Annotated in this window: 22 protein-coding genes; 10 read left to right on the forward strand and 12 right to left on the reverse strand. The window is 50.2% G+C overall.

Features of this window, described 5'->3' with window-relative positions; translation table 11 throughout:
- Window positions 1-8: 8 nt before the first annotated feature.
- The 8 genes from eno to NWAT_RS11100 all read right to left on the reverse strand — a co-directional run bounded on the left by eno (window position 9) and on the right by NWAT_RS11100 (window position 11,814).
- Entirely contained in the window at window positions 9-1,289 is a 1,281-nt protein-coding gene (gene eno / locus NWAT_RS11065) for a phosphopyruvate hydratase (RefSeq protein WP_013221156.1), read from the reverse strand.
- 28 nt (window positions 1,290-1,317) lie between these two features.
- Window positions 1,318-2,154, reverse strand: a complete 837-nt coding sequence (kdsA, locus tag NWAT_RS11070) for a 3-deoxy-8-phosphooctulonate synthase (protein ID WP_013221157.1) — start codon at window positions 2,152-2,154, stop codon at window positions 1,318-1,320.
- A gap of 4 nt (window positions 2,155-2,158) precedes the next feature.
- Window positions 2,159-3,811 carry a CTP synthase gene (locus NWAT_RS11075; protein ID WP_013221158.1) on the reverse strand — a complete coding sequence of 551 codons (1,653 nt, stop codon included), beginning with the start codon at window positions 3,809-3,811 and terminating at the stop codon, window positions 2,159-2,161.
- A gap of 91 nt (window positions 3,812-3,902) precedes the next feature.
- On the reverse strand, window positions 3,903-5,231 hold the full coding sequence (gene tilS / locus NWAT_RS11080) for a tRNA lysidine(34) synthetase TilS (protein WP_013221159.1): 1,329 nt from the start codon (window positions 5,229-5,231) through the stop codon (window positions 3,903-3,905).
- Window positions 5,232-5,240: 9 nt separating this feature from the next.
- On the reverse strand, window positions 5,241-6,197 hold the full coding sequence (locus NWAT_RS11085; RefSeq protein WP_013221160.1) for an acetyl-CoA carboxylase carboxyltransferase subunit alpha: 957 nt from the start codon (window positions 6,195-6,197) through the stop codon (window positions 5,241-5,243).
- An 84-nt stretch (window positions 6,198-6,281) separates the two neighbouring features.
- Window positions 6,282-7,265 (reverse strand): GGDEF domain-containing response regulator, encoded by a 984-nt coding sequence (locus NWAT_RS11090; RefSeq protein ID WP_013221161.1) that lies wholly within the window; start codon window positions 7,263-7,265, stop codon window positions 6,282-6,284.
- 258 nt (window positions 7,266-7,523) lie between these two features.
- Window positions 7,524-11,000, reverse strand: a complete 3,477-nt coding sequence (dnaE, locus tag NWAT_RS11095) for a DNA polymerase III subunit alpha (protein WP_013221162.1) — start codon at window positions 10,998-11,000, stop codon at window positions 7,524-7,526.
- A gap of 289 nt (window positions 11,001-11,289) precedes the next feature.
- Complete coding sequence (locus NWAT_RS11100; protein WP_013221163.1) at window positions 11,290-11,814, reverse strand: hypothetical protein; 525 nt, start codon at window positions 11,812-11,814, stop codon at window positions 11,290-11,292.
- A 430-nt stretch (window positions 11,815-12,244) separates the two neighbouring features.
- On the opposite strand from NWAT_RS11100, the gene glcE reads away from it, so the two are divergent.
- Entirely contained in the window at window positions 12,245-13,315 is a 1,071-nt protein-coding gene (glcE, locus tag NWAT_RS11105; RefSeq protein WP_013221164.1) for a glycolate oxidase subunit GlcE, read from the forward strand.
- Between the two features lie 44 nt (window positions 13,316-13,359).
- Complete coding sequence (gene sohB / locus NWAT_RS11110) at window positions 13,360-14,337, forward strand: protease SohB (protein ID WP_013221165.1); 978 nt, start codon at window positions 13,360-13,362, stop codon at window positions 14,335-14,337.
- A gap of 35 nt (window positions 14,338-14,372) precedes the next feature.
- Here sohB and NWAT_RS11115 read toward each other — a convergent pair whose 3' ends face one another.
- Window positions 14,373-15,569 (reverse strand): trans-sulfuration enzyme family protein, encoded by a 1,197-nt coding sequence (locus tag NWAT_RS11115; protein WP_013221166.1) that lies wholly within the window; start codon window positions 15,567-15,569, stop codon window positions 14,373-14,375.
- Window positions 15,570-15,685: 116 nt separating this feature from the next.
- Between NWAT_RS11115 and glcF the strand changes: the two genes are divergently transcribed.
- From glcF to NWAT_RS11145, 6 genes are all read left to right on the forward strand, one after another.
- Window positions 15,686-16,903: a glycolate oxidase subunit GlcF gene (gene glcF, locus NWAT_RS11120; protein ID WP_013221167.1), complete on the forward strand. Its 1,218-nt coding sequence runs from the start codon at window positions 15,686-15,688 to the stop codon at window positions 16,901-16,903.
- On the forward strand, window positions 16,887-17,819 hold the full coding sequence (locus NWAT_RS11125) for an ABC transporter substrate-binding protein (protein WP_013221168.1): 933 nt from the start codon (window positions 16,887-16,889) through the stop codon (window positions 17,817-17,819). The genes glcF and NWAT_RS11125 overlap by 17 nt, the downstream gene beginning before the upstream one ends.
- Entirely contained in the window at window positions 17,816-18,598 is a 783-nt protein-coding gene (locus NWAT_RS11130; RefSeq protein ID WP_013221169.1) for an ABC transporter ATP-binding protein, read from the forward strand. The genes NWAT_RS11125 and NWAT_RS11130 overlap by 4 nt, the downstream gene beginning before the upstream one ends.
- On the forward strand, window positions 18,599-19,594 hold the full coding sequence (locus NWAT_RS11135; protein WP_013221170.1) for a FecCD family ABC transporter permease: 996 nt from the start codon (window positions 18,599-18,601) through the stop codon (window positions 19,592-19,594).
- 34 nt (window positions 19,595-19,628) lie between these two features.
- Window positions 19,629-19,910, forward strand: a complete 282-nt coding sequence (locus tag NWAT_RS11140; RefSeq protein WP_013221171.1) for a DUF427 domain-containing protein — start codon at window positions 19,629-19,631, stop codon at window positions 19,908-19,910.
- A gap of 103 nt (window positions 19,911-20,013) precedes the next feature.
- Window positions 20,014-20,790, forward strand: a complete 777-nt coding sequence (locus tag NWAT_RS11145) for a ferredoxin--NADP reductase (protein ID WP_013221172.1) — start codon at window positions 20,014-20,016, stop codon at window positions 20,788-20,790.
- 15 nt (window positions 20,791-20,805) lie between these two features.
- Here NWAT_RS11145 and NWAT_RS11150 read toward each other — a convergent pair whose 3' ends face one another.
- Window positions 20,806-20,988: a hypothetical protein gene (locus NWAT_RS11150; RefSeq protein ID WP_232420107.1), complete on the reverse strand. Its 183-nt coding sequence runs from the start codon at window positions 20,986-20,988 to the stop codon at window positions 20,806-20,808.
- 304 nt (window positions 20,989-21,292) lie between these two features.
- On the opposite strand from NWAT_RS11150, the gene yqeC reads away from it, so the two are divergent.
- Window positions 21,293-22,063: a selenium cofactor biosynthesis protein YqeC gene (gene yqeC / locus NWAT_RS11155; protein ID WP_013221174.1), complete on the forward strand. Its 771-nt coding sequence runs from the start codon at window positions 21,293-21,295 to the stop codon at window positions 22,061-22,063.
- An 8-nt stretch (window positions 22,064-22,071) separates the two neighbouring features.
- Here yqeC and NWAT_RS11160 read toward each other — a convergent pair whose 3' ends face one another.
- Both NWAT_RS11160 and pomA read right to left on the reverse strand, forming a co-directional pair.
- A complete protein-coding gene (locus tag NWAT_RS11160) occupies window positions 22,072-22,914 on the reverse strand; it encodes a flagellar motor protein MotB (protein WP_013221175.1) in 843 nt (280 codons plus the stop codon).
- 9 nt (window positions 22,915-22,923) lie between these two features.
- Window positions 22,924-23,694: a flagellar motor protein PomA gene (gene pomA / locus NWAT_RS11165; protein ID WP_013221176.1), complete on the reverse strand. Its 771-nt coding sequence runs from the start codon at window positions 23,692-23,694 to the stop codon at window positions 22,924-22,926.
- Window positions 23,695-24,003: 309 nt separating this feature from the next.
- Between pomA and NWAT_RS11170 the strand changes: the two genes are divergently transcribed.
- A complete protein-coding gene (locus NWAT_RS11170; RefSeq protein WP_013221177.1) occupies window positions 24,004-24,255 on the forward strand; it encodes a hypothetical protein in 252 nt (83 codons plus the stop codon).
- The last annotated feature ends 250 nt before the right edge of the window (window positions 24,256-24,505 follow it).

Consider the following 24,505-nt stretch of genomic DNA (forward strand, 5'->3'; position numbering starts at 1 on the left):
GCTTTTCGCTAGCGGTGTGTAAAAGCCTGACGCCCTGGGTAATGGGCCTTGCCCCCGAGTTCCGCTTCTATTCGCAGCAACTGATTGTATTTAGCTACTCGGTCTGTCCGGGATAGGGAACCGGTTTTAATCTGACCGCTCTGGGTAGCCACGGCCAGATCCGCAATCGTCGTATCTTCGGTTTCTCCAGAGCGGTGGGAAATCACTGCCGTATAACCCGCCTCCTGGGCCATACGGATAGCGGCCAGGGTTTCGGTTAAAGTCCCAATCTGATTAACCTTGATTAAAATGGAATTGGCTATACCTCGGTTAATGCCTTCCTTGAGAATAGCGGTATTGGTGACAAACAAATCATCCCCTACGAGCTGCACTCGCTGGCCTAGGCGTTGGGTTAGCAAAGCCCAGCCCTCCCAATCGTCCTCCGCCATGCCATCTTCCACGGAGAGAATGGGATACTGCTCCACCCAAGCAGCAAGAACGCCCGTAAACTCCTCTCTATCGAGCGTCTTACCCTCTGAAGCCAGTACATAACGGCCATCTTGATAAAATTCGGAACTCGCCGTATCCAGGGCTAGGCTGATATCGCGGCCAGGCTCAAAACCCGCCTGGGTAATCGCTTCCAGGATCACTTCAATAGCAGCCACGTTCGATGAAAGATCCGGCGCGAAACCACCCTCATCACCCACGCCTGTGCCCAAACCTCGTCCCCGTAACACTTTTTTTAACGCATGAAATACCTCGGCGCCATAGCGCACCGCTTCTGCGATACTGCTCGCCCCTACCGGCACAATCATGAACTCTTGCAGATCCACATTGTTATCCGCATGGGCCCCGCCATTGATGATATTCATCATGGGTACCGGCATCTGGAAGCGCTCATCTGCGCTTAAATAGTGGTAGAGGGGTTTTTCCGCTGCCAGAGCCGCTGCCCGCGCTACAGCCAGGGAAACGGCCAAAATGGCATTGGCTCCCAAACGGCTTTTGCTGGACGTGCCATCCAGATCGAGCATGGCCTGATCGATGCTCTCCTGGGCTTCCGCTTCCTGCCCCACTAATCGCTGGCGAATGTCGCCGTTAATGTGGCCCACGGCCTTAAGCACCCCTTGGCCCCCATAACGGCTAGAATCTTCGTCTCGCAACTCCACGGCCTCCCGAGTGCCGGTTGAAGCGCCAGAAGGTACCGCAGCCCGCCCCCGCACTCCCCCTTCGAGAACAACATCCGCCTCTACCGTGGGATTACCGCGGGAGTCTAAAATTTCTCGCCCCATGATATCAATGATTTTACTCATTTCATTAAGTTTCCCTGCTCCCATTCATTTAGCGGTATTCCGCTTCGAGAAAACCATCCGTTTTCACCGTCTTATCGATGGTGCTTAAAGTCTCCAATAATTTTTCCATCGCCCCTAACGGCCAGGCATTAGGACCATCGCTTAAGGCCCGCTCCGGATCTGGATGGGTTTCCATAAACACTCCTGCCACCCCCGCCGCCACAGCCGCACGGGCAAGTACCGGCACCCATTCCCGCTGCCCGCCAGAACATCCTCCTTTTCCTCCGGGTTGCTGAACGGAATGAGTGGCGTCAAAAACTACAGGGCAGCCCGTATCCCGCATAACTGCTAGACTGCGCATGTCCGAAACCAGGGTATTGTAGCCAAATGAAACACCTCGCTCACAGACCATAATTTGCTGATTGCCAACCGCCCTGGCTTTTTCCACTACATGCTTCATATCCCAAGGGGCCAAAAACTGCCCTTTTTTGATGTTGACGGGCCGTCCCTGGCGGGCAACGTTCTGAATGAAATTGGTCTGCCGGCAGAGAAAAGCTGGAGTCTGCAACACATCCACGACTGCTGCGACCTCCTGTAACGGCGTATCCTCATGAACATCAGTCAACACCGGTACCCTAAGGGTTGCTTTAACCTTCTCCAAAATACCCAAACCCGCTTCCATGCCAAGCCCACGAAAACTTTCCACGGCAGTTCGATTAGCTTTATCAAAGGAGGATTTATAAATAAAGGGAATGTCTAGGCGCTCTGTCATTTCCTTCAGTCTGCCGGCCGTATCCAAGGCCAGTTGCTCACTCTCAATCACACAGGGACCTGCAATCAGAAACAAGGCCCGCTCTAAACCCACCTCAAACCCGCATAATTCCATACTTTTAACTATCCTTGCTAGACTTTAACGTTACCCGGCGGCGATGCTCAGCGGCAGCACGAATGAAACTGTTAAAAAGAGGGTGGCCGTCACGGGGGGTTGAAGTGAATTCGGGATGGAATTGGCAGGCAACAAACCACGGGTGATGAGAAATTTCCACCATCTCCACCAAGTTTCCATCAAAAGAAGTGCCAGCCATCACCAAACCCGCCCCTTCTAACAGCTCCCGATAATCATTATTAAACTCATAACGATGCCGATGCCGTTCAGTAATTCTCTCTTGGCCGTATAAAGCTGCTGCCCGGCTCCCAGGTAATAACTCACATTCATAATTGCCAAGGCGCATCGTGCCGCCCAAACCCATCTGCTCATCACGCCGTTCAATACTTCCATCCGCCCGCCGCCATTCCGTAATTAAGGCAATCACCGGGTCCGGGGTATGCTCGCTGAATTCAGTACTGTGGGCATCTTTCATGCCCGCCTGATGGCGGGCAAACTCAATCACCGCCACCTGCATGCCAAGGCAAATCCCCAAATAGGGCACACCATTTTCTCTGGCATACTGGACTGCCTCTATCATGCCTTCAACGCCGCGTTCGCCAAAACCACCAGGGATGAGAATGGCATCTGCAGATTCCAATCCCCCAGTACCTTGAACTTCGATTTCTTCAGAATCCAGATAAGTAATATTCACCCGGGTGCGGGTATGTATTCCTCCATGAATCAACGCTTCGGAAAGGGATTTATAGGCCTCCCTATGGTCCACATACTTACCCACCAGAGTCACAGTCACTTCGGTATGAGGATGTTCCAAACTATCAATCACTTGCCGCCATTCCGCCAGGTTAGCCGGACCTGTGTCAAGGCCCAGTTGCTCCACCACAATTTCATCTAGTCTCTGGGCATACAGCTCAAGGGGGATCTTATAAATACTGTCCACATCCACCGCTGAAATTACCGCCCGCTCGGGTACACTGGTAAATAAAGCGATCTTGCGCCGCTCTGACTCTGGTAAGGGATGCTCCAAACGGCATACCAAAACATCCGGCTGGATACCAATGGATCGCAACTCCTTTACCGAATGTTGGGTTGGCTTGGTCTTAAGCTCCCCCGCGGAGCGGATAAAAGGAATTAAAGTCAAGTGCATAAAAAGCGTTTGTTCCCGGCCTAACTCTACCCCCATCTGGCGGATAGCTTCTAGAAAAGGCAGGGATTCGATATCCCCCACCGTGCCGCCGATTTCTACTAGCACCACCTGAGCATTATCCGCGCCCGCGCAAATACAACGCTTAATTTCATCCGTAATATGGGGAATAACCTGAACTGTATTGCCAAGATAGGCTCCCCGACGCTCCTGGGCAATGACATTCTCGTAAATTCGACCTGTCGTATAATTGTTACGCCGGGACATAGTCATACGCACAAAACGTTCGTAATGGCCCAAATCGAGATCGGTCTCCGCACCATCCCCGGTAACAAACACTTCCCCATGCTGATAAGGACTCATGGTGCCCGGATCCACATTAATATAGGGATCAAGCTTAACCAAGGTAACCGCAAGTCCGCGTGCCTCAAGAAGGGCGCCAAGGGAAGCGGAGGTAATACCCTTGCCCAAGGAAGATACAACACCGCCAGTGACAAAGATAAACTTAGTCATCAAAATATTGAGGAATTAAAGATGATGGGAGTAACTGCAGAACAACTGCATAAACTAACAGAATCCCCACTTTTCCTCAATGCCAGGAATTTTAAAGAATCCATTCGATAACGACACCCGCTTCCCCAGGCGCGGCAGCAAAATCCCCATCAACGCCAATTCCAACTACCAAGGCAAGCTTATCGTCCACATAGACCATCGGAATGCGGCTCCGTTGCCAGGGGGGAATCCCCCGCTCTTGGAGAATTTTTTTCAAAGAGCAACGATAACCCCGCTCTACCAAGCGAATACGTTCCCCACCCTGGCGGAAGCGAATGGTCATGGGATTTTGCTGCAGCCGCATTGCATCCAAACCCAGCCCCCGGGTCCGTTTAGGAACCAATACCCCGCCAACCCCAGCAGGCAACGCCAAAGGCTCGACTCCCTCCCAAACCAAAACCTCCGCCGCATCATGGGGAGGCAGAGGTTTCTGGGCATATAGGCGGTCGCGGTAACGCCGAACCTCTGTTCCCGGCCAAGCAACCAGAGGCTGGGCATCCTCGGGAGCAAGCAAGACTTCCTCCAGAATACGCTGTAAATGAATGCTATCAGGAAGAGGCAGTTGCATCTGTTTAAACCAATAGCGCAGGGAATTGCGCCGCTGGGGCGGCGCTAACGCTTGGAGCGCCTGCACTGAAAGTCCCTGTTTATCGGCGCTAACTGCAACCAGTTCCCGTTGGGCCTGTTGGTCGAGCAACCAAGCGGCGTCAGCCTGATGAAGCGCGGCCCGAGACAGGGTCCGGCCTAACCCTGGCCAACGCTGCCATAGTAAGGGTAAAATTTTATGGCGCAGGTAATTACGATCAAACTCGAGATCAAAATTACTGGGATCTTCAACCCAAACCAAACCCTCCTGTTCCGCATAGATCTTTAATTCAGATCGGGAGAAAGAAAGTAAAGGACGCAGTAATCGGCCCTGCCCAAACGGCGCCGCTTTTGCCATGGCCGCCAACCCAGCAGGTCCTCCCCCTCGCAGAAGTTGCAGCAAGAGGGTTTCGACTTGATCATCCTGGTGCTGAGCGGTTAGCAGGCATTCTCCACGGGCTATCCGACTCCGAAGCGCGCCATAGCGGGCCTCACGAGCAGCTGCCTCGGGACTTTCTCCTTTTCTCGGATGGCCATTTACCTTGACCTCCTCATACCCAACCCCTAATGCAGCACAGCTTTCACGGCAATGGAGAGACCATTCTCCAGAGCGGGGGTGCAGCCCGTGATTTATGTGAATAGCGCTAATAAGGCTTCCCGGCAATTTAGGACCCAACTGCACCAAGCTATAAAGCAGCACTTGAGAATCCAGCCCGCCGCTATAGGCTACCCGATAACCGCGACAAGAAGATAATTGTTGGAGAATTTCAAGCAAATGGCCGGATGAAAACCCCATGTTGAGGGCTTATTCCTGGAATTGGCCATAATGTCTCAGCCGCTGCTGGCGCTGTTCCAATAATTTGTCCACAGGCAGCTCGCTTAAATAATCTAATTGCTCATTTAAAGCATGCTTAAGCTTCTCCGCCATGGCCTCCAGATTCCGATGGGCGCCCCCTAAAGGCTCATGAATAACACGATCAATGAGATCGAGATCTTTAAGCCGTTTCGAAGTAACCCCTAAAGTTTCCGCCGCATCTGGCGCTTTATCCGCGCTTTTCCATAAAATAGAAGCGCAGCCCTCAGGGGATATCACAGAATAGATACTGTACTCGAGCATGAAGATTCGATCACCTACGCCAATCGCAAGCGCCCCCCCCGAGCCCCCCTCTCCAATCACCGTTGCAATGATCGGAGTCTTTAACCCTGCCATCACATATAGATTACGGGCAATCGCCTCGCTTTGGCCCCGTTCCTCCGCATCAATACCTGGATAGGCACCCGGAGTATCAATGAAGGTCAACACTGGCAACTTAAAGCGTTCCGCTAACTGCATTAGCCGCAAAGCCTTACGGTAACCTTCAGGGCGGGGCATACCAAAATTACAGGCCACCTTTTCCTTGGTGCCCCGGCCTTTCTGATGCCCAATGACGACTACCGGCCTCCCTTCTAAGCGTGCCACCCCTCCCAGAATAGCCTTATCATCAGCAAAACTCCGATCACCATGGAGTTCCTCAAAACTGGTGAAAAGCTGATGGATATAATCCAGCGTATAGGGACGCTGGGGATGCCGGGCCAATTGCACAATCTGCCAATCGGTAAGAGAGCCAAAAATTGACTCGGTCAATGTCTTACTTTTAGCTTTGAGACGTTGAATTTCTTCCGAAATATTTAACTTGGCATCATCACCAACAAAGCGTAACTCCTCAATTTTAGCCTCAAGTTCAGCAATGGGTTGTTCAAAGTCTAGAAAATTCATTTTCATTTTAATTTCCATGGTACGAAGGCACTTAAAAATTGAAAAAACGGCAACGTTCCCTGCTTCATACCAATCATCTAGATCAGTTTTTTAGATACCGGCCACGGATACTTGATTGCGCCCGGCATGCTTGGATTGATACAGAGCTTGGTCCGCTACGGAAATAAGTTTAGTAGGCTCATCGCCGCGCTGGGGGATAAGAGTGGCCACCCCTAAGCTGACGGTGACTCGCAAATTATTTTGGGAAGCATACGAGTGAGGGATTTTCAGAATTTCTACCGCCTGGCGCAAGCTTTCAGCTATATTGCTAGCGCCCTTGCTGCTAGTCTCTGGAAGAATAACAGCAAATTCTTCTCCCCCGTAACGGGCAAGCAAGTCATTGGGCCGCTTAAGCACAGAATCCAGCGCTGCCGCCACCCGGCGCAAGCAATTATCGCCAGTCTGATGACCATAAATATCGTTATAAACCTTAAAGTTATCAATGTCGATCATGATCAACGAGAGCGCTGTCTTATTGCGCATCGCGCGCTGAAACTCTTGATGAATAGTCACCTCGAATTGTCGCCGATTAGCGATTCCAGTTAAATCATCAAGTGAGGTTAGCTGGCGTAGTTGCTCATTAGCCATCTCTAGGCGGCGGGTCAAATCCAATAACTCTTGTTCCCGCTGTTTGCGAACCCCAATTTCCTCCTTTAAACGCAAGGCAGAACGAACCCTCGCCATGAGACTGGCGTTATCAAAAGGTTTAGTCACATAATCCACGGCACCCGCCTCAAAGGCTGCTTCCAAGCTCCCCTGGTCATCATGGCCGGTCATCATGATGACCGGGATATCTTGCCCCAGAGAGTGACTTTTTAAACGGCGGCAGGCTTCGATTCCATTAATTCCCGGTAGCTCCACATCCATCAAGATTAGATCGATAGTGGCGGCTGACTCTGTGCCCTGTATGCCAAGCCGCTCAAAAGCTGCCGCCGCAGAGTGGGCCACGGATACTTCATAGCCTCCCACTAATTGAAGGCGGAGCGCAAGCAAGCGGGCAAGGTCTTCGTCATCATCAACCACCAGTATAGGCATATTCGGCGATTTGTCCTGTTCATGGAGCGCTGTTCTCAGAGATCGCCATGATTCTACCTTTGGGTATCTGGAAGTCTTTGAGTTCTGTTGCAAAATTAAACGAAGTGGTGGTAGCACTAAATATATTAAGAAAGCTCATAGTAGCCTAATTAAAAACAAGCAAAATAAAGACCATATTGTGTTAGCAGCGAAACCTCTGGGTTAGCCCAAAAAAAGCAGGGAATTTTGTCGCTAAAAACAGACATTTTTAGGAATAAGCTAATAACTTATTCGCACATGCTTCGTCCCTGGCAATAACCGTAAACGTGCAAGCAGCGCCTTATCAGGCCGAACCCGCCATTCCTCGCCCAGTACCAATCGGGCTCTAGCAATCCCATTACGATAGTCAATAGCAACAGGGCAACGACCCTGTCGAAAAGGCGCTAAAATCTGCGCTAACTCGGCGATGACCTCTTGCCCCACGCTAGTTCCATCCAACCCGATTTCCAGGCTTTTTGCAAAAATCTCCCGGGCCTCGGTAATACTGTAGATTTTCTCCGCCGTAACAGCAATGCTATCGGCATAAGAATCCCATCTCAATGCGCCTTCAATGACAACGATATGATCTGGCTGTAGCTGTTCCCGGCATTTATCGAAAACTTCGGCAAAGGCCTTAATTTCCAACCGGGCACTTCCATCCTCCAGCGTTATAAAGGCATTACGTCCCCCTTGGCGTGCTTTATTAGTGCGCACGGAGCCGACCAAGCCTGCTATCATGATTTGTTGGCTACGATTTTGCCGGTTATTTGCCCGGTCAATAAGTTCTGCTATCCGGCAAGGTGCTATCTGCTTAAGCTCCTGCTTGTAACAGTCGATAGGGTGGCCACTGAGATACAACCCTAAGGTCTCTTTTTCTAACGCTAACCGCTGTTCTTCATCCCATTCCTTGGTTTCGACATAACTCCCTGCCTCCTTATCCTCCGATACCAAATCAAGGCCGAATAAATCATTTTGTCCTAGAGAAGCATTGCGACAATGTTGTTCCGCTAACGCCAGGGCAGCTTCTAGAGATGCTTCTAGCGTCGCTCGATTAGCCCCCAAGGAATCCAGAGCACCTGCCCGAACCAGGGCTTCCAAGACTCTTCGACTAATCTTGCGTAAGTCAATACGGCGGCAAAATTCAAAAAGGTTCTGATAAAGTCCATGCTGCTCCCGCGCCTTGATAATCCCCTCCAACGCTGCCGCTCCCACGCCTTTGATGGCGCCTAAGCCATAGCGAATAGCCGTCTCACCCTGGGCCGAAAAAAGATAATTGCTGGCATTCACATCAGGAGGAAGTAGATCTAACTTCATGGCCCAACATTCCTCCACAAATGCCTTTACCTTGTCCGTATTGTCCATATCCGCGGAAAGCACCGCCGCCATATAGGAGGCGGGATAATGAGCTTTAAGATAAGCTGTTTGATAAGCAATTACCGCATAGGCCGCAGAATGGGATTTATTAAACCCATACTCGGCAAATTTCTCCATGAGATCGAAGATAGCCGTTGCCTTCTTTTCATCAACTTCGCGCGCCTTCGCTCCCGCTGTAAAAATAGCCCGTTGCTTAGCCATTTCCTCAGGCTTTTTCTTGCCCATGGCCCGGCGCAGCAAATCAGCTTCCCCCAAGGTATAGCCCGCCAAAACCTGGGCAATTTGCATCACCTGCTCCTGATAGACAATCACCCCATAGGTAGGTTTAAGAATAGGCTCAAGGGCAGGGTGGGGATAATCGACTTGGGCACGGCCATGTTTCCGGTTGATATAATCATCCACCATACCGGACTGAAGAGGGCCTGGCCGGAATAAGGCGACCAAGGCAATAATATCCTCAAAACAATCGGGCTGAAGCCGCTTTATGAGGTCTTTCATGCCCCGGGATTCCAATTGAAACACGGCTGTTGTGGCGCAGCGCTTGAGCAGCCCATAGCTTTTTGAATCATCCATGGGAAGAAGCGCCAAATCGAGCAGGGTCTCTCCCTGCTGGGTCCGCTGCCGATTAATGGCCTGCAACGCCCAATCGAGGATAGTGAGCGTACGCAGGCCCAAAAAATCGAATTTGACCAAGCCAATGGTTTCAATATCATCCTTATCGAATTGGGTGACGACCCCGCTTGCTCCCTGCTCGCAGTAATAAGGCACATACTCGGTCAATTTCTTGGGTGCGATCACGACCCCACCCGCATGTTTGCCCGCGTTGCGGATCAATCCTTCAAGCTTTCTGGCTAAATCAACCAGGAATTGAACCTCTTCTTCTCCCTCGTAGCGAGACCGTAATCCCTCGGACTCCGCCAACGCCTTATCCAGGGTCATCTTGAGATCAAAAGGGATAAGCTTGGCAATTTGGTCCACGAAACCATAAGGATGGCCCAACACCCGGCCCACGTCCCGCACCACCGCTTTAGCAGCCATAGTACCGTAAGTAATAATCTGGGAGACATGATCCCGGCCATAGTGCTGGCTCACATAATCGATCACCCAATCCCGACGCTCCATGCAGAAATCAATATCGAAATCAGGCAAGGACACACGCTCAGGGTTCAAAAAACGCTCAAAGATAAGATCAAAAGCGAGGGGATCTAGATCAGTAATTTGCAACGCATAGGCAACCAGGGACCCTGCTCCTGAGCCCCGCCCTGGTCCCACCGGAATCTCATTCTTTTTAGCCCAACGGATAAAATCAGCAACGATAAGGAAATAGCCTGGAAAACCCATCTGGTTAATGACAGCCAGTTCCTCCGCAAGGCGTGCTTCATAGGCAGATTGTTCAGCTTTTCGCTCTGTTTCCAATGGATAAAGCTTTGCTAACCGCTGCTCCAAGCCCTGGCGGGCTTCCGCTGCTAAAAACGCTTCGATGCTCCAATCCTCTGGCACCGGAAAATTAGGAAGATAATACTTCCCTAACGTAAGTTCGAGGTTACAGCGTCGGGCGATCTCTACCGTATTCTCCAGGGCTTCAGGCAGGTCCACAAATAACTCTGCCATTTCCGAGGGCGTTCGCAAATACTGTTGCTCACTGTAATGGCGAGAGCGACGTGGATCATTTAGGGCCCGCCCTTCATGAATACAAACTCGGGCCTCATGGGCTTCAAAGTCTTGAGGTCTAAGGAACCGAACATCATTGGTTGCCACTACAGGCGTATCATAAGCTAGAGCTAGTGCCACGGCTGCATGGAGATAGTCCTCCTCGCCTTCTCTGCCGGTACGATGCAACTCCAAATAATAACGCCCGGGAAAAAGCGCTTGCCACCGCTCCAATAATCTTCCCGCCTGAATATCGTTGCCAGACAACAAGGCTTGGCCCACATCGCCTTCCCTGCCTCCGGAAAGTACAATCAAACCATCATTCAAATTTTGCAGCCAATCCCATTGCAACCGAGGGATGCCTTGGTATTGACCTTCCCTATAAGCGCGGGAGAGCAAACCCGATAAATGACGATAGCCTAGCTCATTCTGGCAGAGCAAGGTAAAGCGGCTAGCCCGGCTTCGTTCTCCTGAACCCGCGAGAAAAATATCGGCGCCGATAATAGGTTTCACCCCCGCGGCCTGAGCAGCGCGGTAGAACTTGATCATTGCAAACACATTGCTCTGATCAGTCACGGCTATCGCTGGCATACCCGCTTCCCTGGTAGCCTGGATAAGGGGGCGTATCCGCACCAGACTATCCACTAAGGAATATTCGGTATGCAGACGAAGGTGAACAAAGGATGGAGCCATAATGATTTGACTAGGTGATGGGCTAGCACCTGCTACCATACTACCGACACTTACACTTTGGCTTAAATGATAGCCATGTACCGACGAAATGCTTACATTAAACCCTAAGAGCCATACCAAATTAAGCCTTAATCTGGCAAAAACGACGAGATCCTAAAAAAATTTCATGAATATCAACATCCGGAGGGGAAAACCCGCAAAGGGTGCGGGCTTATCCTCTCCGGCTCCCTCGACAGCGGGAAGTTTCAAAACGGTCCCCGGGAGAGCCGTCAGGACCGCTCCATAAACTTTAGTGCCCTCCGTGACCACCACCCGATCCGCCACCCGAGCCAGCGCCCAAATTAAGGGCAGAGGCCGATGCGGCTCTAAAGTTCTCCAGGGTAAGACCGCCACGGGCAAGCGCCATATTAACAATAGTCGTCGATCTGGGACTAAGTTCAACGGTGGAATTACTAGCCTCCATAACTACGGCTTTGATCTCTCCTTGGCCCGATTTCTCTATCTTCGTAGAACGGGGATAGATTGCCGAGATAATCACTGGATAAGCCGCGCCAGCAGGCAACTCCAGCTGATAGCGGGAACGGCCGCTTACCTCTGTAGTGGCAATTACTTTGCCATGGCTATCCGTAGCGGTTAATTTGGCCTCCTTAATCGGTCCCTCCTCTCCATTCATACTTCCCGATATGGTCACCGGGACAGCGGGCTTGCTGGCTGATTTCTCGGCTTCACTGCAAGCTGTACCCGCAACCATCGCGGTGAGAATTAAACCTAACAGGCGCAGCTGCGCCATAGAGCGATAAGCAAAATGTTTCATAAGTTTTTAGCTCGTAACTATCCAATCAAAAATATATCCAAAATAATTATTATCACTCCGACGGCCACCCGCTTGATCAAGTTGCTATATCCCTTATAATGACATGGGGTGGTCATCGGCGGCACAATTTAAGCGATTTTCCACCCCGTGATCAAGACATAATACGACCAAAACCGGATACCGCCAGCAGCTTTCCTGATTTCCTCCATCCAACGTCTTAACGCTGAGGAATACAAATAATTAAGTTAGAAATTACACGGCTTAACCCCCAATTAATGTACGCTGCCCCCAACAAACCAAAGAAACATCACCATAAGTACCGTCCTTCGGGGCAGGAGTCATGAACTACTATCACTATTTGAAGCTGAGGACAGACCAAGATATCATTTTCAAAAACCCTAGAATAAAAATTATAAGGTAGGCGGCGTTGATGATACGCACTCATGACGGCAGCGAGGAACTTCAGGAAGCTATCCACGTCGCGGTAGCGGCTCAAACCCCTTTACGCATCATAGGTGGTAATACTAAAGTTTTTTATGGCCGTCACCTAAAAGGCACACCCCTGAACGTAGGCAAACACCAGGGCATCACCAGCTACGAACCTACCGAGCTTGTCATCACCGCCCGTGCAGGAACACCGTTGGCCGAAATTGAAACGCTACTTGCCGAGCAGGGCCAGATGCTCACTTTTGAGCCCCCTTACTTTGGCTCCAACGCTACTCTAGGCGGCGCCGTAGCCAGCGGCCTCTCCGGCCCACGGCGACCCTATGGAGGGGCGGTCCGGGACATGGTATTGGGGGTGCAGATTATTAACGGCAAGGGCCAGATACTACGCTTTGGTGGACAGGTGATGAAAAACGTGGCTGGCTATGACATCTCCCGTGTGATGGCGGGCAGCCTTGGTACCCTAGGGGTACTGTTGGAAGTTTCTCTAAAGGTTTCACCCTGCCCTCCCATGGAAATCACACTCTCCCAAGAGCAGGATACCCGCAATGCTATTCGCCTGTTCAATGCCTGGGCATCCCTGCCCCTTCCCCTGTCGGCGTGCGCCTTTGACGGAGAACGTCTCTACGTCCGCCTATCCGGCTCTAAAGAGGCCATCCAGGCTGCACGCAATAAAGTTGGAGGCGACCAGCTGAGCGACGGTACAAAATTCTGGGAAAAAGTGCGAGAACAAACCCACCTTTTCTTCCAGCGAAGCACAGTCCCCCTTTGGCGCTGGTCGGTACCCGCCACAACACCACCCATCGATCTGCCGGGGGAATGGAAAATTGGCTGGGGCGGAGCACAACGCTGGTTTCGCTCTGAATTGTCCGCGGAAACAATACGCTCTGCCGCCGAGAGCATCAACGGTTATGCCACTCTATTCCGTGGTGGAGATCGTAGCGGCCAGGTCTTTCATCCCCTCTCTCCCCCACTCATGGCGCTACATCAACATCTCAAACGAGCCTTCGATCCCCATGGCATTCTGAATCCAGGACGAATGTACCAGGAATTCTAGCCTACCCAATACTTTTCCTTATTCCAGCGTGGGAACCAAAATATATGAGCGAATTTCTCTCTGAATATGGGCTCTTCCTAGCAAAAATACTTACTATCGTGGTATTAATCGCATTGCTAATAAGATCATCCATCTCATCGAAAAGCCAAGCCCGGACCACCGATCAATTGGAGATTAAGCATCTTAATAAAGATTATGAGCGTATGACCCAGGCGCTCATGATGCACCTTATATCAAAGAAGGAATTCATAAAAAAGCTCAAGTCTGAAAAGGCCCGTAAAAAGAAACAAAAACACGCCAAACGCATTTTCGTGCTTGATTTTCATGGGGATATTAGAGCCACGGCTGTCGCCTCGTTACGGCAAGAAATTACTGCAGTACTCAGTGTAGCAACACCGGAAGATGAGATACTACTCCGATTAGAAAACGGGGGCGGACTGGTTCATGAGCATGGATTGGCGGCCTCCCAATTGGAACGAATCAGAAGAAAACAGATTCCATTAACCATTGCCGTGGATAAAATAGCAGCCAGCGGCGGGTATATGATGGCCTGCGTAGGAAACCGCATTATTGCCGCGCCGTTTGCTATCATCGGCTCTATCGGTGCTTTGCTGCAAGTGCCCAATTTCCACCGTCTACTGGATAAACACGGAATAGATTTTGAGCAAATCAAAGCAGGCGAATTGAAACGGACGGTTACGCTGTTCGGTATTAACACTGATCGGGATCGTGAGTTGGCTAAACAACAGGTGGAAGATATCCACCAATTATTCAAAGAATTCATTGTCCGCCACCGCCCCCATATAGATCTCTCACAAACTGCCACGGGCCAGCATTGGCACGCCATTCAAGCCAAGGAACTTAATCTTATAGACGATCTCGAAACCAGCGATGATTACTTAACTGAAGCCTGCAAAACCGCTGATCTTTATAAAGTCACCTACACCATCAAAAAAACTTTTGCTGCAAGATTCTTGACACGGGCTCAAGCGGTGAGTAACAAAATCCCAGGCCCCTTCTAGCATGCGGCAATAATTTAAAAAATTGTGCTCTCGCACTAGACTTTCTCCAATCCCTGCTCTAAATCTGCAATCAGATCCGTAGCCTCTTCCAACCCTACGCTGAGGCGAACCAGGGCGGTATCCAATCCCGCGGCGCGACACTCTTCCTCCGAGTAAGCCGCATGACTCATGGAAGCCGGGTGCTCAATCAGTGTTGCCACATGCCCCAAACTTACCGCTAGCAAGCATAATTGCAAGTTATTGAGCAAACGGGGACCGGCCTCCCGGCTAGCAAGAGAAAAGGAGAGCATCCCGCTAAAACCTGCCATTTGCTTTTGCGCTAGCTCATGCTGGGGATGGGAGGGAAGCCCCGGATAATGCACCCGCCGTACTTTTGGATGTTCTTCCAGGAAGCGAGCCACCGTTAGCGCCGTTTCTGAATGCCTCGCCATGCGCAATGAAAGGGTTTGCAGGCCGCGCAGGGTCAGCCAGGCATTAAAGGGGGAAAGCACATTACCAAAATGCCATTGTACCTCTTGGCGTAAAGTTTGAATGGCCGCTTCAGTGCCGATAACCACGCCTCCCACGCAATCGCCATGGCCATTAAGGTATTTTGTGGTGCTGTGCACAATCCAATCTATCCCAAAATCCAGTGGAAGTTGCAAGTAGGGCGTACAAAAAGTGTTATCCACCACGGTAACGAGACCCCGTTGATGGGCCCAACGGCTGCAAGCTTCCAAGTCTACCAAGGCCAGCGAAGGATTGGAGGGGGTTTCCAAGTACAAAACTCGGCTATGGGAGGTACATTGGGCCTCCAGTTCTGCTTCTAAGTCCGGTGCGGCAGGATCAAAATAAGTTATGCCACACCCCATGCGCTTAAGTTGCCCCTCAAAAAATGCGTAAGTTCCCCCATAAATTTCACGCACTGAAAGAATATGATCCCCTGGCTGAGCTAAATGGAGCAACAAGCTTGAAATCGCCCCCATACCCGATGCAAAAGCCGCGGCCGCTTCCCCGTTTTCAAGGAGCGCAAGGCGCTTTTCGAGCATCTCTACGGAAGGATTCCCCATCCGGGCATAGACATACCCCCCTTCCTCTCCAGCAAAACGCCTTGCCCCTTGGCGCGCATTTTCAAAAAGGAAAGCGGTATTTAAATACAAAGGCGGGGTAGTAGCGCCATGCACAGGATCCAGTTTTTCATTATGACCATGGATCACTTGGGTAGTAAAACCCTGTCCTTGTTTTTTTTTCATCACTTTGCTCTCCCCAGATCACCTTCTACATTCATCTTACCCTTTTCAACCATCCCCTATCCTAGGGATAATGGTTATAACATTAGACCAGAAAAGTGGATAAGGTATTTAGTAACGTGCAAACCCAGCTAGCAGATCTTATTAAAAACACATCCCAGGGGCAGGAGGCTGATGCTATCTTGCGCTCCTGCGTGCATTGCGGCTTTTGTACCGCTACCTGCCCTACCTATCAACTACTAGGGGATGAATTAGACGGTCCCCGCGGCCGTATTTACCTCATAAAAGAAACGCTTGAAGGGCAACCTGTCAGCAGGAAAACCCAACAGCATTTAGATCGCTGCCTGACTTGCCGGGCCTGCGAAACCACTTGCCCCTCGGGGGTCCGTTATGGCCGTTTGGTGGATATTGGCCGTGAGGTGGTTGCAACCAAGGTTGCTAGACCCCCTCGGGAGCGCCTCACTCGAGCTGCCTTACGCGCCCTACTCCCCTATCGGCGACGCTTTACCATCCTCTTACGGTTAGGTCAAATACTCTCCCTTTTTCTGCCCTCCGCTATAAAACGCACTATACCACCCCACAGCAAAGCGAGGGCTTGGCCAGCCCCCCTTCATTCCCGCAAGATGTTAATTCTGGAAGGCTGCGTCCAACCAGCCCTGGCGCCTGAGATCAACGCCAGCACCGCCTGGGTTTTAGATCAGCTGGGCATCAGTCTGGTGCGGTCTCCCCATAGCGGCTGTTGCGGGGCCATTAACCACCATCTCTCAGCCCCCCAGTCAGCTTTGGATTTTATGCGCCGAAACATTGATGCATGGTGGCCACAGATAGAGGCAGGGGCGGAAGCAATCGTGGTAACCGCCAGCGGCTGCGGCGCCATGATTAAAGAATATGGAAGCTTATTAGCCGAAGATCCGGACTATAGGGTAAAAGCGGCCCGGATTACCGAACTTGCCCAAGATATTGGTGAAATTCTTGCCCAGGAAGACCGTTCAGGATTAGTTCCTTCTCCCCATGTCCCCCGCCGTATCGCCTTCCAATCGCCCTGCACTCTGCAACACGGCCAACAACTAGGGGGGTTGGTGGAGAATATATTGCAGGAGGCGGGTTTTGACCTCACGGAAGTACCTGATGCCCACCTATGCTGTGGTTCAGCGGGAACCTATTCTCTGTTGCAACGAGATCTTTCCCAGCGCCTCCTCGCAAACAAACTTACCGCATTAGAACATGGCCACCCCCAGCTCATCGCTACCGCCAACATTGGCTGTTTAACTCATCTTCAAAGCCAATCTTCTTTGCCCGTCAAACACTGGATCACCCTCTTTGACCCTTCCGTTTGAAATGAAAAAAATAGCGCTATGGTTTTCATTAATCCTGGGAGGTATTACGAGTGCTAGCGGTGATGCTCCCAATCCAGGGGAAAACAACAGGGACAATAAGACTGAGCCAGCACAGTATCATCGCATTATTTCCCTTGCACCCAGCATTACGGAAACTCTATTTGCGCTAGGGCTAGGAGAGCAAGTGGTGGGGGTTACCCGTTACTGTAATTATCCGCCAAAAGCACTAGCAAAACCGAAGGTAGGTGGATACTTGGACCCTCATCTTGAGGCCATCATCGCCCTCAAGCCAGATCTGGTGATTACCTTTCCTGGCCATCAAACTCTCACACCAAGACTGGAGCAGCTTGGCATTTCTACCTTGCAAGTACAGCACCAAAAGCTGAAAGATATTCTGGCCTCCATCCGTATTATTGGGGTGGCGGCAGGTAAAGAAGTCGCAGCGAGGACTTTACTAGCTAATCTCAGATCGCGGATGGATGCCATAAAAGCTAAAACAGCCCATCTGCCCCGACCACGAGTCCTGGTAGTCATGGGTCATCCGCCAAACCCACTAAGAGAAATTTTTGTTGCGGGGGCAGCAGACCCCTATGATGAGATGATTCGTATTGCAGGGGGGATTAACGCCTATCAAGGGCACCTTATCCGGGTACCCCCCCTCTCTGCCGAGGGCATTATGCATCTTGATCCCGAGGTGATCATTGATCTGATATCTGAGCAAACGGCGCCTCAGAATTTAGATGATACTGCCCTTTTACAAGATTGGGCCGGACTCTCCACCGTAACCGCTGTCAAAACCGGCCGCGTCCACTTCTTTGCCGATGATTTTGATACCGTACCCGGCCCTCGTTTTATCCGTACCCTAGAAAAAATGGCCCGAGCTATTCACCCCGAACTCAACTGGGCTGAACCATGAGCGATACTGCTCTCGAAATCGAGGATCTTTTCTTGTGTCTCAATGGAAAAACTATCCTCCAGGACATTTCCCTAACCATCGCCCAAGGAGAGCGGCTTGCTATCGTCGGCCCCAATGGAGCAGGCAAAACCACCTTCCTTAAATGCCTGCTCCGCCTCTTCCACGGTAGTGGGAGCATTCAACTATTAGGCCGGAAAATTGCCAGCTACAGTCAAAAAGAATTGGCCCGGACCCTGGCCTATGTTCCTCAATTAGATGGCCAAAGTATCCCATTTACGGTGAAAGAATTTGTCCTGATGGGACGCTATCCTCACCTGAGTTCCTTTTCCATTTTAAGCCCTGAAGACTACCGAATCGCCGACTGGGCCCTTGCGCTCACCGGAATTCGCCCTCTGATGGATCGCCTTCTGGATACTTTAAGTGCCGGCGAACGGCAAAAAGTACTTATTGCCGCCAGTTTGGTTCAAGGAAGCACTATCCTTCTCCTGGACGAACCCATGGCTTTCCTTGATCCCAGGCACCAGGTAGAAATCCAGTGCCTGTTAGATCAACTCAACCGTGAGTATGGCATCACCCTTCTTACTGTCACGCACGATATCAATGCTGCCATCGCCTATAGCAGCCGCATTATCGCCCTTAAGGATGGCACCTTAGTTTTCAATGGGACCCCAGAGGCGTTTGCGGATAACCAAGTACTGGAAATTATTTACCAGCAACGTTTTCTGTTTACGCCTCACCCACAAACGGGACATCCCATTGCCATAGCTCAAAGCCAATAGATGAAACCTGTTGTCACCTTAGGCCTGCTCGCATTATTGGCAATCGGCGTACTTAGCATCGCTCCCTTTTTGGGCTTACATCCCATCCCTGTTAAAGCCATTCTTGAATCTACGGCAGACAACGTAGAGGCGGAAATTTTCTGGAATCTGCGAGTACCGCGAGTAATGGCTGCCTTTCTAGCTGGCGCGGGCCTCGCCGTCAGTGGCATGAGTTTTCAGGCCCTGTTTCGTAATCCCTTAGCCACCCCCTTTACCCTAGGAGTCGCGAGCGGAGCCGCTCTGGGCGCAGCCCTCTATCTACGTTTGGGTCTAAGCTTCGCCCTATTGAGTATTTCAGGCTTGACGCTATCCGCATTCGCCGGCGCACTGGGGGCAATTCTGCTCGTCTACGGTCTCACCCGAGTAAGCCGGGGTTTCTCCGCTACTAGTATCCTTCTCGCTGGCGTAGCGATTAGCTTCTTTTTCTCCAGCCTTATCCTTTTTATTCAGTATCTGAGTGATTTCACCCAATCTTTCCATATTCTTCGCTGGTTAATGGGAAGCCTCAGCATTATAGGTATTGAGGCCGTCTTTGAAATACTGCCTTTTGTCATCGGCGGCACCTTTGCTATCTTATTTCTCAGCCAGGAACTCAATCTCTTGGCTACAGGAGAACTCCTTGCCGCCAGCCGGGGCCTCAATGTCCGCGGAATACGTAGTCTGCTGTTTTTCGTGACTTCTCTCACAGTAGGAGGGATCGTTGCTATCTGCGGCCCCATCGGGTTCGTAGGGATGATGGTTCCCCATATCTGCCGCCTATTGGTAGGCGCCGATCACCGCCTTTTAGCGCCCGCCACCGTGCTTTTTGGAGGAAGTTTTCTCGTCCTATGCGATACTTTGGCTCGTAATTTGATTGCTCCGGCAGAAATTCCGGTAGGCGTTATTACCGCCCTCCTCGGCGGGCCTTTTTTTATGTGGCTGTTACTAAGGCAGACCTTGGAAAAAGGTATCATTTAAGATAAGCATTGATGATTATATCGGGAGATCCCCTATGAAAGCCGTCTGGAAAGGTGCCGTATTAGCCGAAAGCGAAAAAACCGCAGTGGTGGAAAATAACCATTATTTTCCACCGGATTCTATCAGCAAAGAGTATTTTCGCAGCAGCAATACGCACACGATTTGCCCGTGGAAAGGGGAAGCCAGCTATTATCATATTATCGTTGGCAACCAGCTTAATGCTGATGCCGCTTGGTATTACCCAGCGCCGAAACAAGCAGCAGCGCACATTAAAAATTACCTGGCTTTCTGGCACGACGTAGAAGTCAGCGAATAAAACACAGACCGCTCTTTTAGCCCATAGCCGCACGGCTATTCTGTCGACAACGGCAGCCTTCAAGAGATTGAACTTGATAGTATTGGGGGTAATAATAGGTACTATGTCTACACCAACCGCAGAAACCTTGGTAGATCCCAGTAAATGGGTTGAAGGCCGAGTCATCGCTAATCGCCACTGGACCCAACAGCTTTATTCTCTCCAGGTGGAGGCCCAAATAAACGCCTTTGAGGCCGGACAATTTGGCCGCCTAGGTTTGATCATTGACGATGAATTGGTAGCACGGTCCTATTCTTTTGTTAACACGCCCCAAGAAGCCCGTTTGGAATTTTATTCCATTACGGTTCCAAATGGCCCCCTATCAAACCGTCTCGCTCAATTAGAGCCGGACGATACCGTTTGGGTCTTTCGTAAAGCCGCTGGGTTTCTGACGCTTTCCCAAATCCAGACCGCCAATAATCTCTGGATGCTATCAACGGGAACGGCGATTGGACCCTTTCTATCCATTCTCAAAACCCAGGAGCCCTGGCAACGCTTTTCTCGGATTATTTTAGTCCATTCCGTACGCACGGCTGAGGAACTCGTCTATCAGGATCTTATTCAGAACCTTCACGACCAGCATCCCCAGCAATTTACCATGATCCCCCTCGTCAGCCGGGAAGATCATAAAGGCGCTATCCGTGGGCGTATTACCGCAGCTATTGCTGATGGCCGTATGGCAGAGCGCACAGGACTCACTATTGAGGCAAAGTCATCCCAGGTGATGATCTGCGGCAATCCAGATATGGTCCGGGATGCCACAGCCTTACTCAAAGAGCGGGGCCTTAAGGAGAATCGCCGACGGGACCCTGGGCAAATCTCTGTAGAAAGGTATTGGTAGCCTTCTGGATGGCTCTTAAGCAATCGCGAGCAGCAGTATCACAAATAGCACAACGAAGGCAAGAGGAAGCAAAAATCCTCGCCAATCCTTCTCCTCTGCCTGCTTTCCGTATTGTAAGGCGGCCCTAATCCCTGGCCGAAACCACAAAATGACCAAGATCGCTATTACGCCAACCAAAACCATTTCCCAGGTACTCATCTCTCCCATCACCTTCTTCCTCCACAATAAGGCTTATTACTCTCCTGCTTACAACCGCACAAATAAACTCGGTCCCTGTATGAGAACCATCGCCAAAGGATGGAGCGTTTGATTGGCCACCAATATACACCCCTAAGATCATCTACTATGAGAATTCTCCTAGGCTCCTCCAGCAGCATGAAGTTTAAGTCCTACACCTTATTCGACTCATATAAAGAACTCAATATGCTAAATTCATAGCAGCGACGAGTAAAATCTAAAACTATTCCCCCCTACTGACGGTGAAAGCCGCAGTCATAAAAGCATGATAACCAGCGAATCTAACTCATTGTTAAATGCCCTAGATATTGAGCGCGGCATCGTTTGTTTAACGGGCGCGGGAGGCAAACGAACTATTCTCTATCGCTTAGCGACGCTCCATCCAGGCCGGGTAGGAATTACTTCCACCACCCCTATCCCACCCTTCCCAGACAAAATTTCTGCCTATCAGGTCATTACCGAAGAAAAACTACTGTTTACCTTGGTAAGTACGGCAGCCACGACCCACCGGCTGATTGCTTATACTCAACCCTCTGTGAAAAAGGGATACTTAGCCGGTATCTCTCCCTCTCTAGTAGCAATGATCCATCGTCAGGCAGGTTTTGATATCAGTTTAGTGAATGCTGATACAGCGCAGGGCCGTTGGATTAAAGTTCCAAATATGGAAAAAAGGGCGATCCCGGAACAAGCAACCCATGTAATTCCTGTGCTTTCCGCACTTGCCCTTGGCCAACCTTTGTCTGAAAATATCGCCTGTCAAGCGGAAAGAATTCAAACTATTATCAGAATTAAAGTGGGCGAAATCCTAAAACCCGTCCATCTGGCAAGACTCTTAGCCAGCTCCGCAGAGAAACTAAAAAGGGGAAGAAAAATTAAAATTATTCCCCTCATCAATATGATCGATGATCCAATAAGGGAAACACAAGGGACGGCAGCGGCGAAGTTGGCCCTAAGCCTCACAGATCATTTTGACCGAATAGTACTTACCCGTATGAATTGCCCTAACCCCTTAATAAGAGTGGTACACCGGCACTAAACGATAGCTTAACTATCAAAATCCCGTATTGAGCGCCATGCGCCATCCTGCTCTTCGCCTGGAAGAACGGTAATTTCTATCCGCCGGTTACGAGCCCGGTTAGCTGCATTCTCATTAGGCGCAAGCGGCTGGGTATCGGCATAACCCTCAAGCACAAATCGTCCAGGAGAGATTTCATGGGTAGCCAAGAGATAGTGAACCACAGAAACGGCCCGGGCGGTAGATAATTCCCAATTAGAGCGAAAGCGGGAAGTCTGAATAGGCCTATCATCCGTATGCCCCGCCACGATAAGTTTACCCTCTATTTTTTTTAGAATAGCGCGAATCTTATCTAAAGCTGGTTTAAACTCCCGACTAAAAATGGCGCTCCCGGAAGGGAAAGAACCCTTTTCTTGAATACGAATAATGATTCGATCCTTGATGGTTTCTATAGTAATCAAACCCTCATCAATTTCATGCTGGAGCTTATCCTGAAGCTCAGCCACCTCTGCTTCCGTATCCTGGATAGGCGCATCAGAGAAATCCAGCGTTTGTTTGGTTTCATCAATGGTATCCTGGCGAATCTCATTCCAGGGAGTGGGGCGGGGACGGCCAGGGCTAAATTCCTGGGCGATAATACTCGTACCCTTAGGAGGCTCTTTGACTTTAATCTCCCGCTGCACCCCAAAGGCGAACTTCATGGAACCGGCAACCTGTTTGTATTTGAGTACATCCATCTCTGAAAAGGATAAAAGCAGCACAAAGAAGCTCATTAATAGCGACATCAAATCGGCTAGGGTAATGACCCATGCCGGCGCGCCCGTCCTCTCCTCCCGCGGTTCGTCCTCGGCAGTAGCCCAGTCCTGCTCCATCGTTGTCGGCTACCTTCCCTTTTCTCCATAACCGTTATTACGTCTAGAGCCGGGCATAAAAGTCAGCAGTAATTCTTCCAATACCCGCGGATTATGGCCTTGCTGGATAGAAAGTATACTCTCAATAATGATGGAGCGATTAAGCCGTTCTTCATTGCTCCGCAGAGCAAGTTTATCAGCAAAGGGGAGAGCCACCATATTGGCAATCATTGCCCCATAAAGGGTGGTCAGCAGTGCAACCGCCATAGCCGGACCAATTTTTTTTGGATCATCCATGGAAGAGAGCATTTGCACTAAGCCAATCAATGTACCAATCATTCCCATGGCCGGCGCCACATCGCCAATAGCCTTAAAAATTTTCTGCCCCAGTTCATGGCGGCTTAGAGTCTGCCGCAGATCAGTCATCAACACCCGGCGCACCATCTCGGGATCATGGCCATCGACCAGCAAGGTTACACCCTTTTTCATAAATTCATTTTTAATCTCCCAGCCCTCTAAAGCCAGCAGCCCCTCCTTCCTGGCGGTACCGGCCATCTCCACTGCCTGCTTAATAATTCCTTCCGGCTTCTCGGTTTTATACATAAACGCCTTCATGGCAATCTTAAAAGATCCCAGAAACTGGCTGAGGGAGAATTTCATAAGCACCACGGCGGTGGTACCCCCTAATACAATTAAAAGGGAGGGCGGATTGAAAAAAACCAGAACGCTGGAGCCCAGTAAAATAGCCCCCCCCACAACCCCAAAGCTGCCAATTAAGCCAAGCAAGGTAGCTAAATCCACGCCGATATCTCTCCATTATTATTAAACGAGTAGAGCGAGAAAATGCCCGCATAACCCAAGAGAAGTATCGACCAAGATCGTAAAATTCTTAACCTAACTCAATAACAACTAGCTCTTTGTAGTTAAGAGAAAAAGTTTACTAAAATCCAACGCAGCACTAATATAGCCATCTTATTCAATCCCCACACCGATCTTCATTAGTTGCATAAGCAGGAAAAATAGATTACTAATAATTATCTAAACTATAGAAGAATCGCTTAGAATATAAAGATAACGATTTAAGTAAACCCAAAAAACCAGGAGATTTCCATGAGTATTGACGAATACTTGAAAAGCACCCCTAAATTAGCGCAGCTCTGTAGCCAGAATGGGTGGATAGATAATGAAACTCTGCACTACGAGCTCATGGAACAAGCTGACGATCACGCCATCGTTAATGTGACTTTTGACGAAGTCGTTATGGAGGGTTCTGGCTGTGTCGCCGGTCGAGTTCCCTGTTATGGGAAAATACGGTTAGTACTTAACCCTAGCGGTCAAATAGAAAATAGCGAATTCGTATAGCAAATTAATAGTTAGTGGTAGTCATCATAGGTTTTGACTACCACTGCCCTTCTTACGTAGATAAATCTGCCGTAATCATAATTCAATCCGAAGCCAGAGCAATTCAAGCAATCTCGCTAGCTACTATAATATGAATGAGCGAGCCAAACCGGCGCAGTGATGAGATTGCCGTCTACATGAGCTTGCTCCCAACTCCTAGTTTAAGCAACCACCCTCCTGCAAGAGCTATACTGAGCCTGTCCTAGGATAG

Origin of the sequence: Nitrosococcus watsonii C-113, assembly GCF_000143085.1 — a bacterium.
Classification (GTDB): Bacteria; Pseudomonadota; Gammaproteobacteria; order Nitrosococcales; family Nitrosococcaceae; genus Nitrosococcus; species Nitrosococcus watsonii.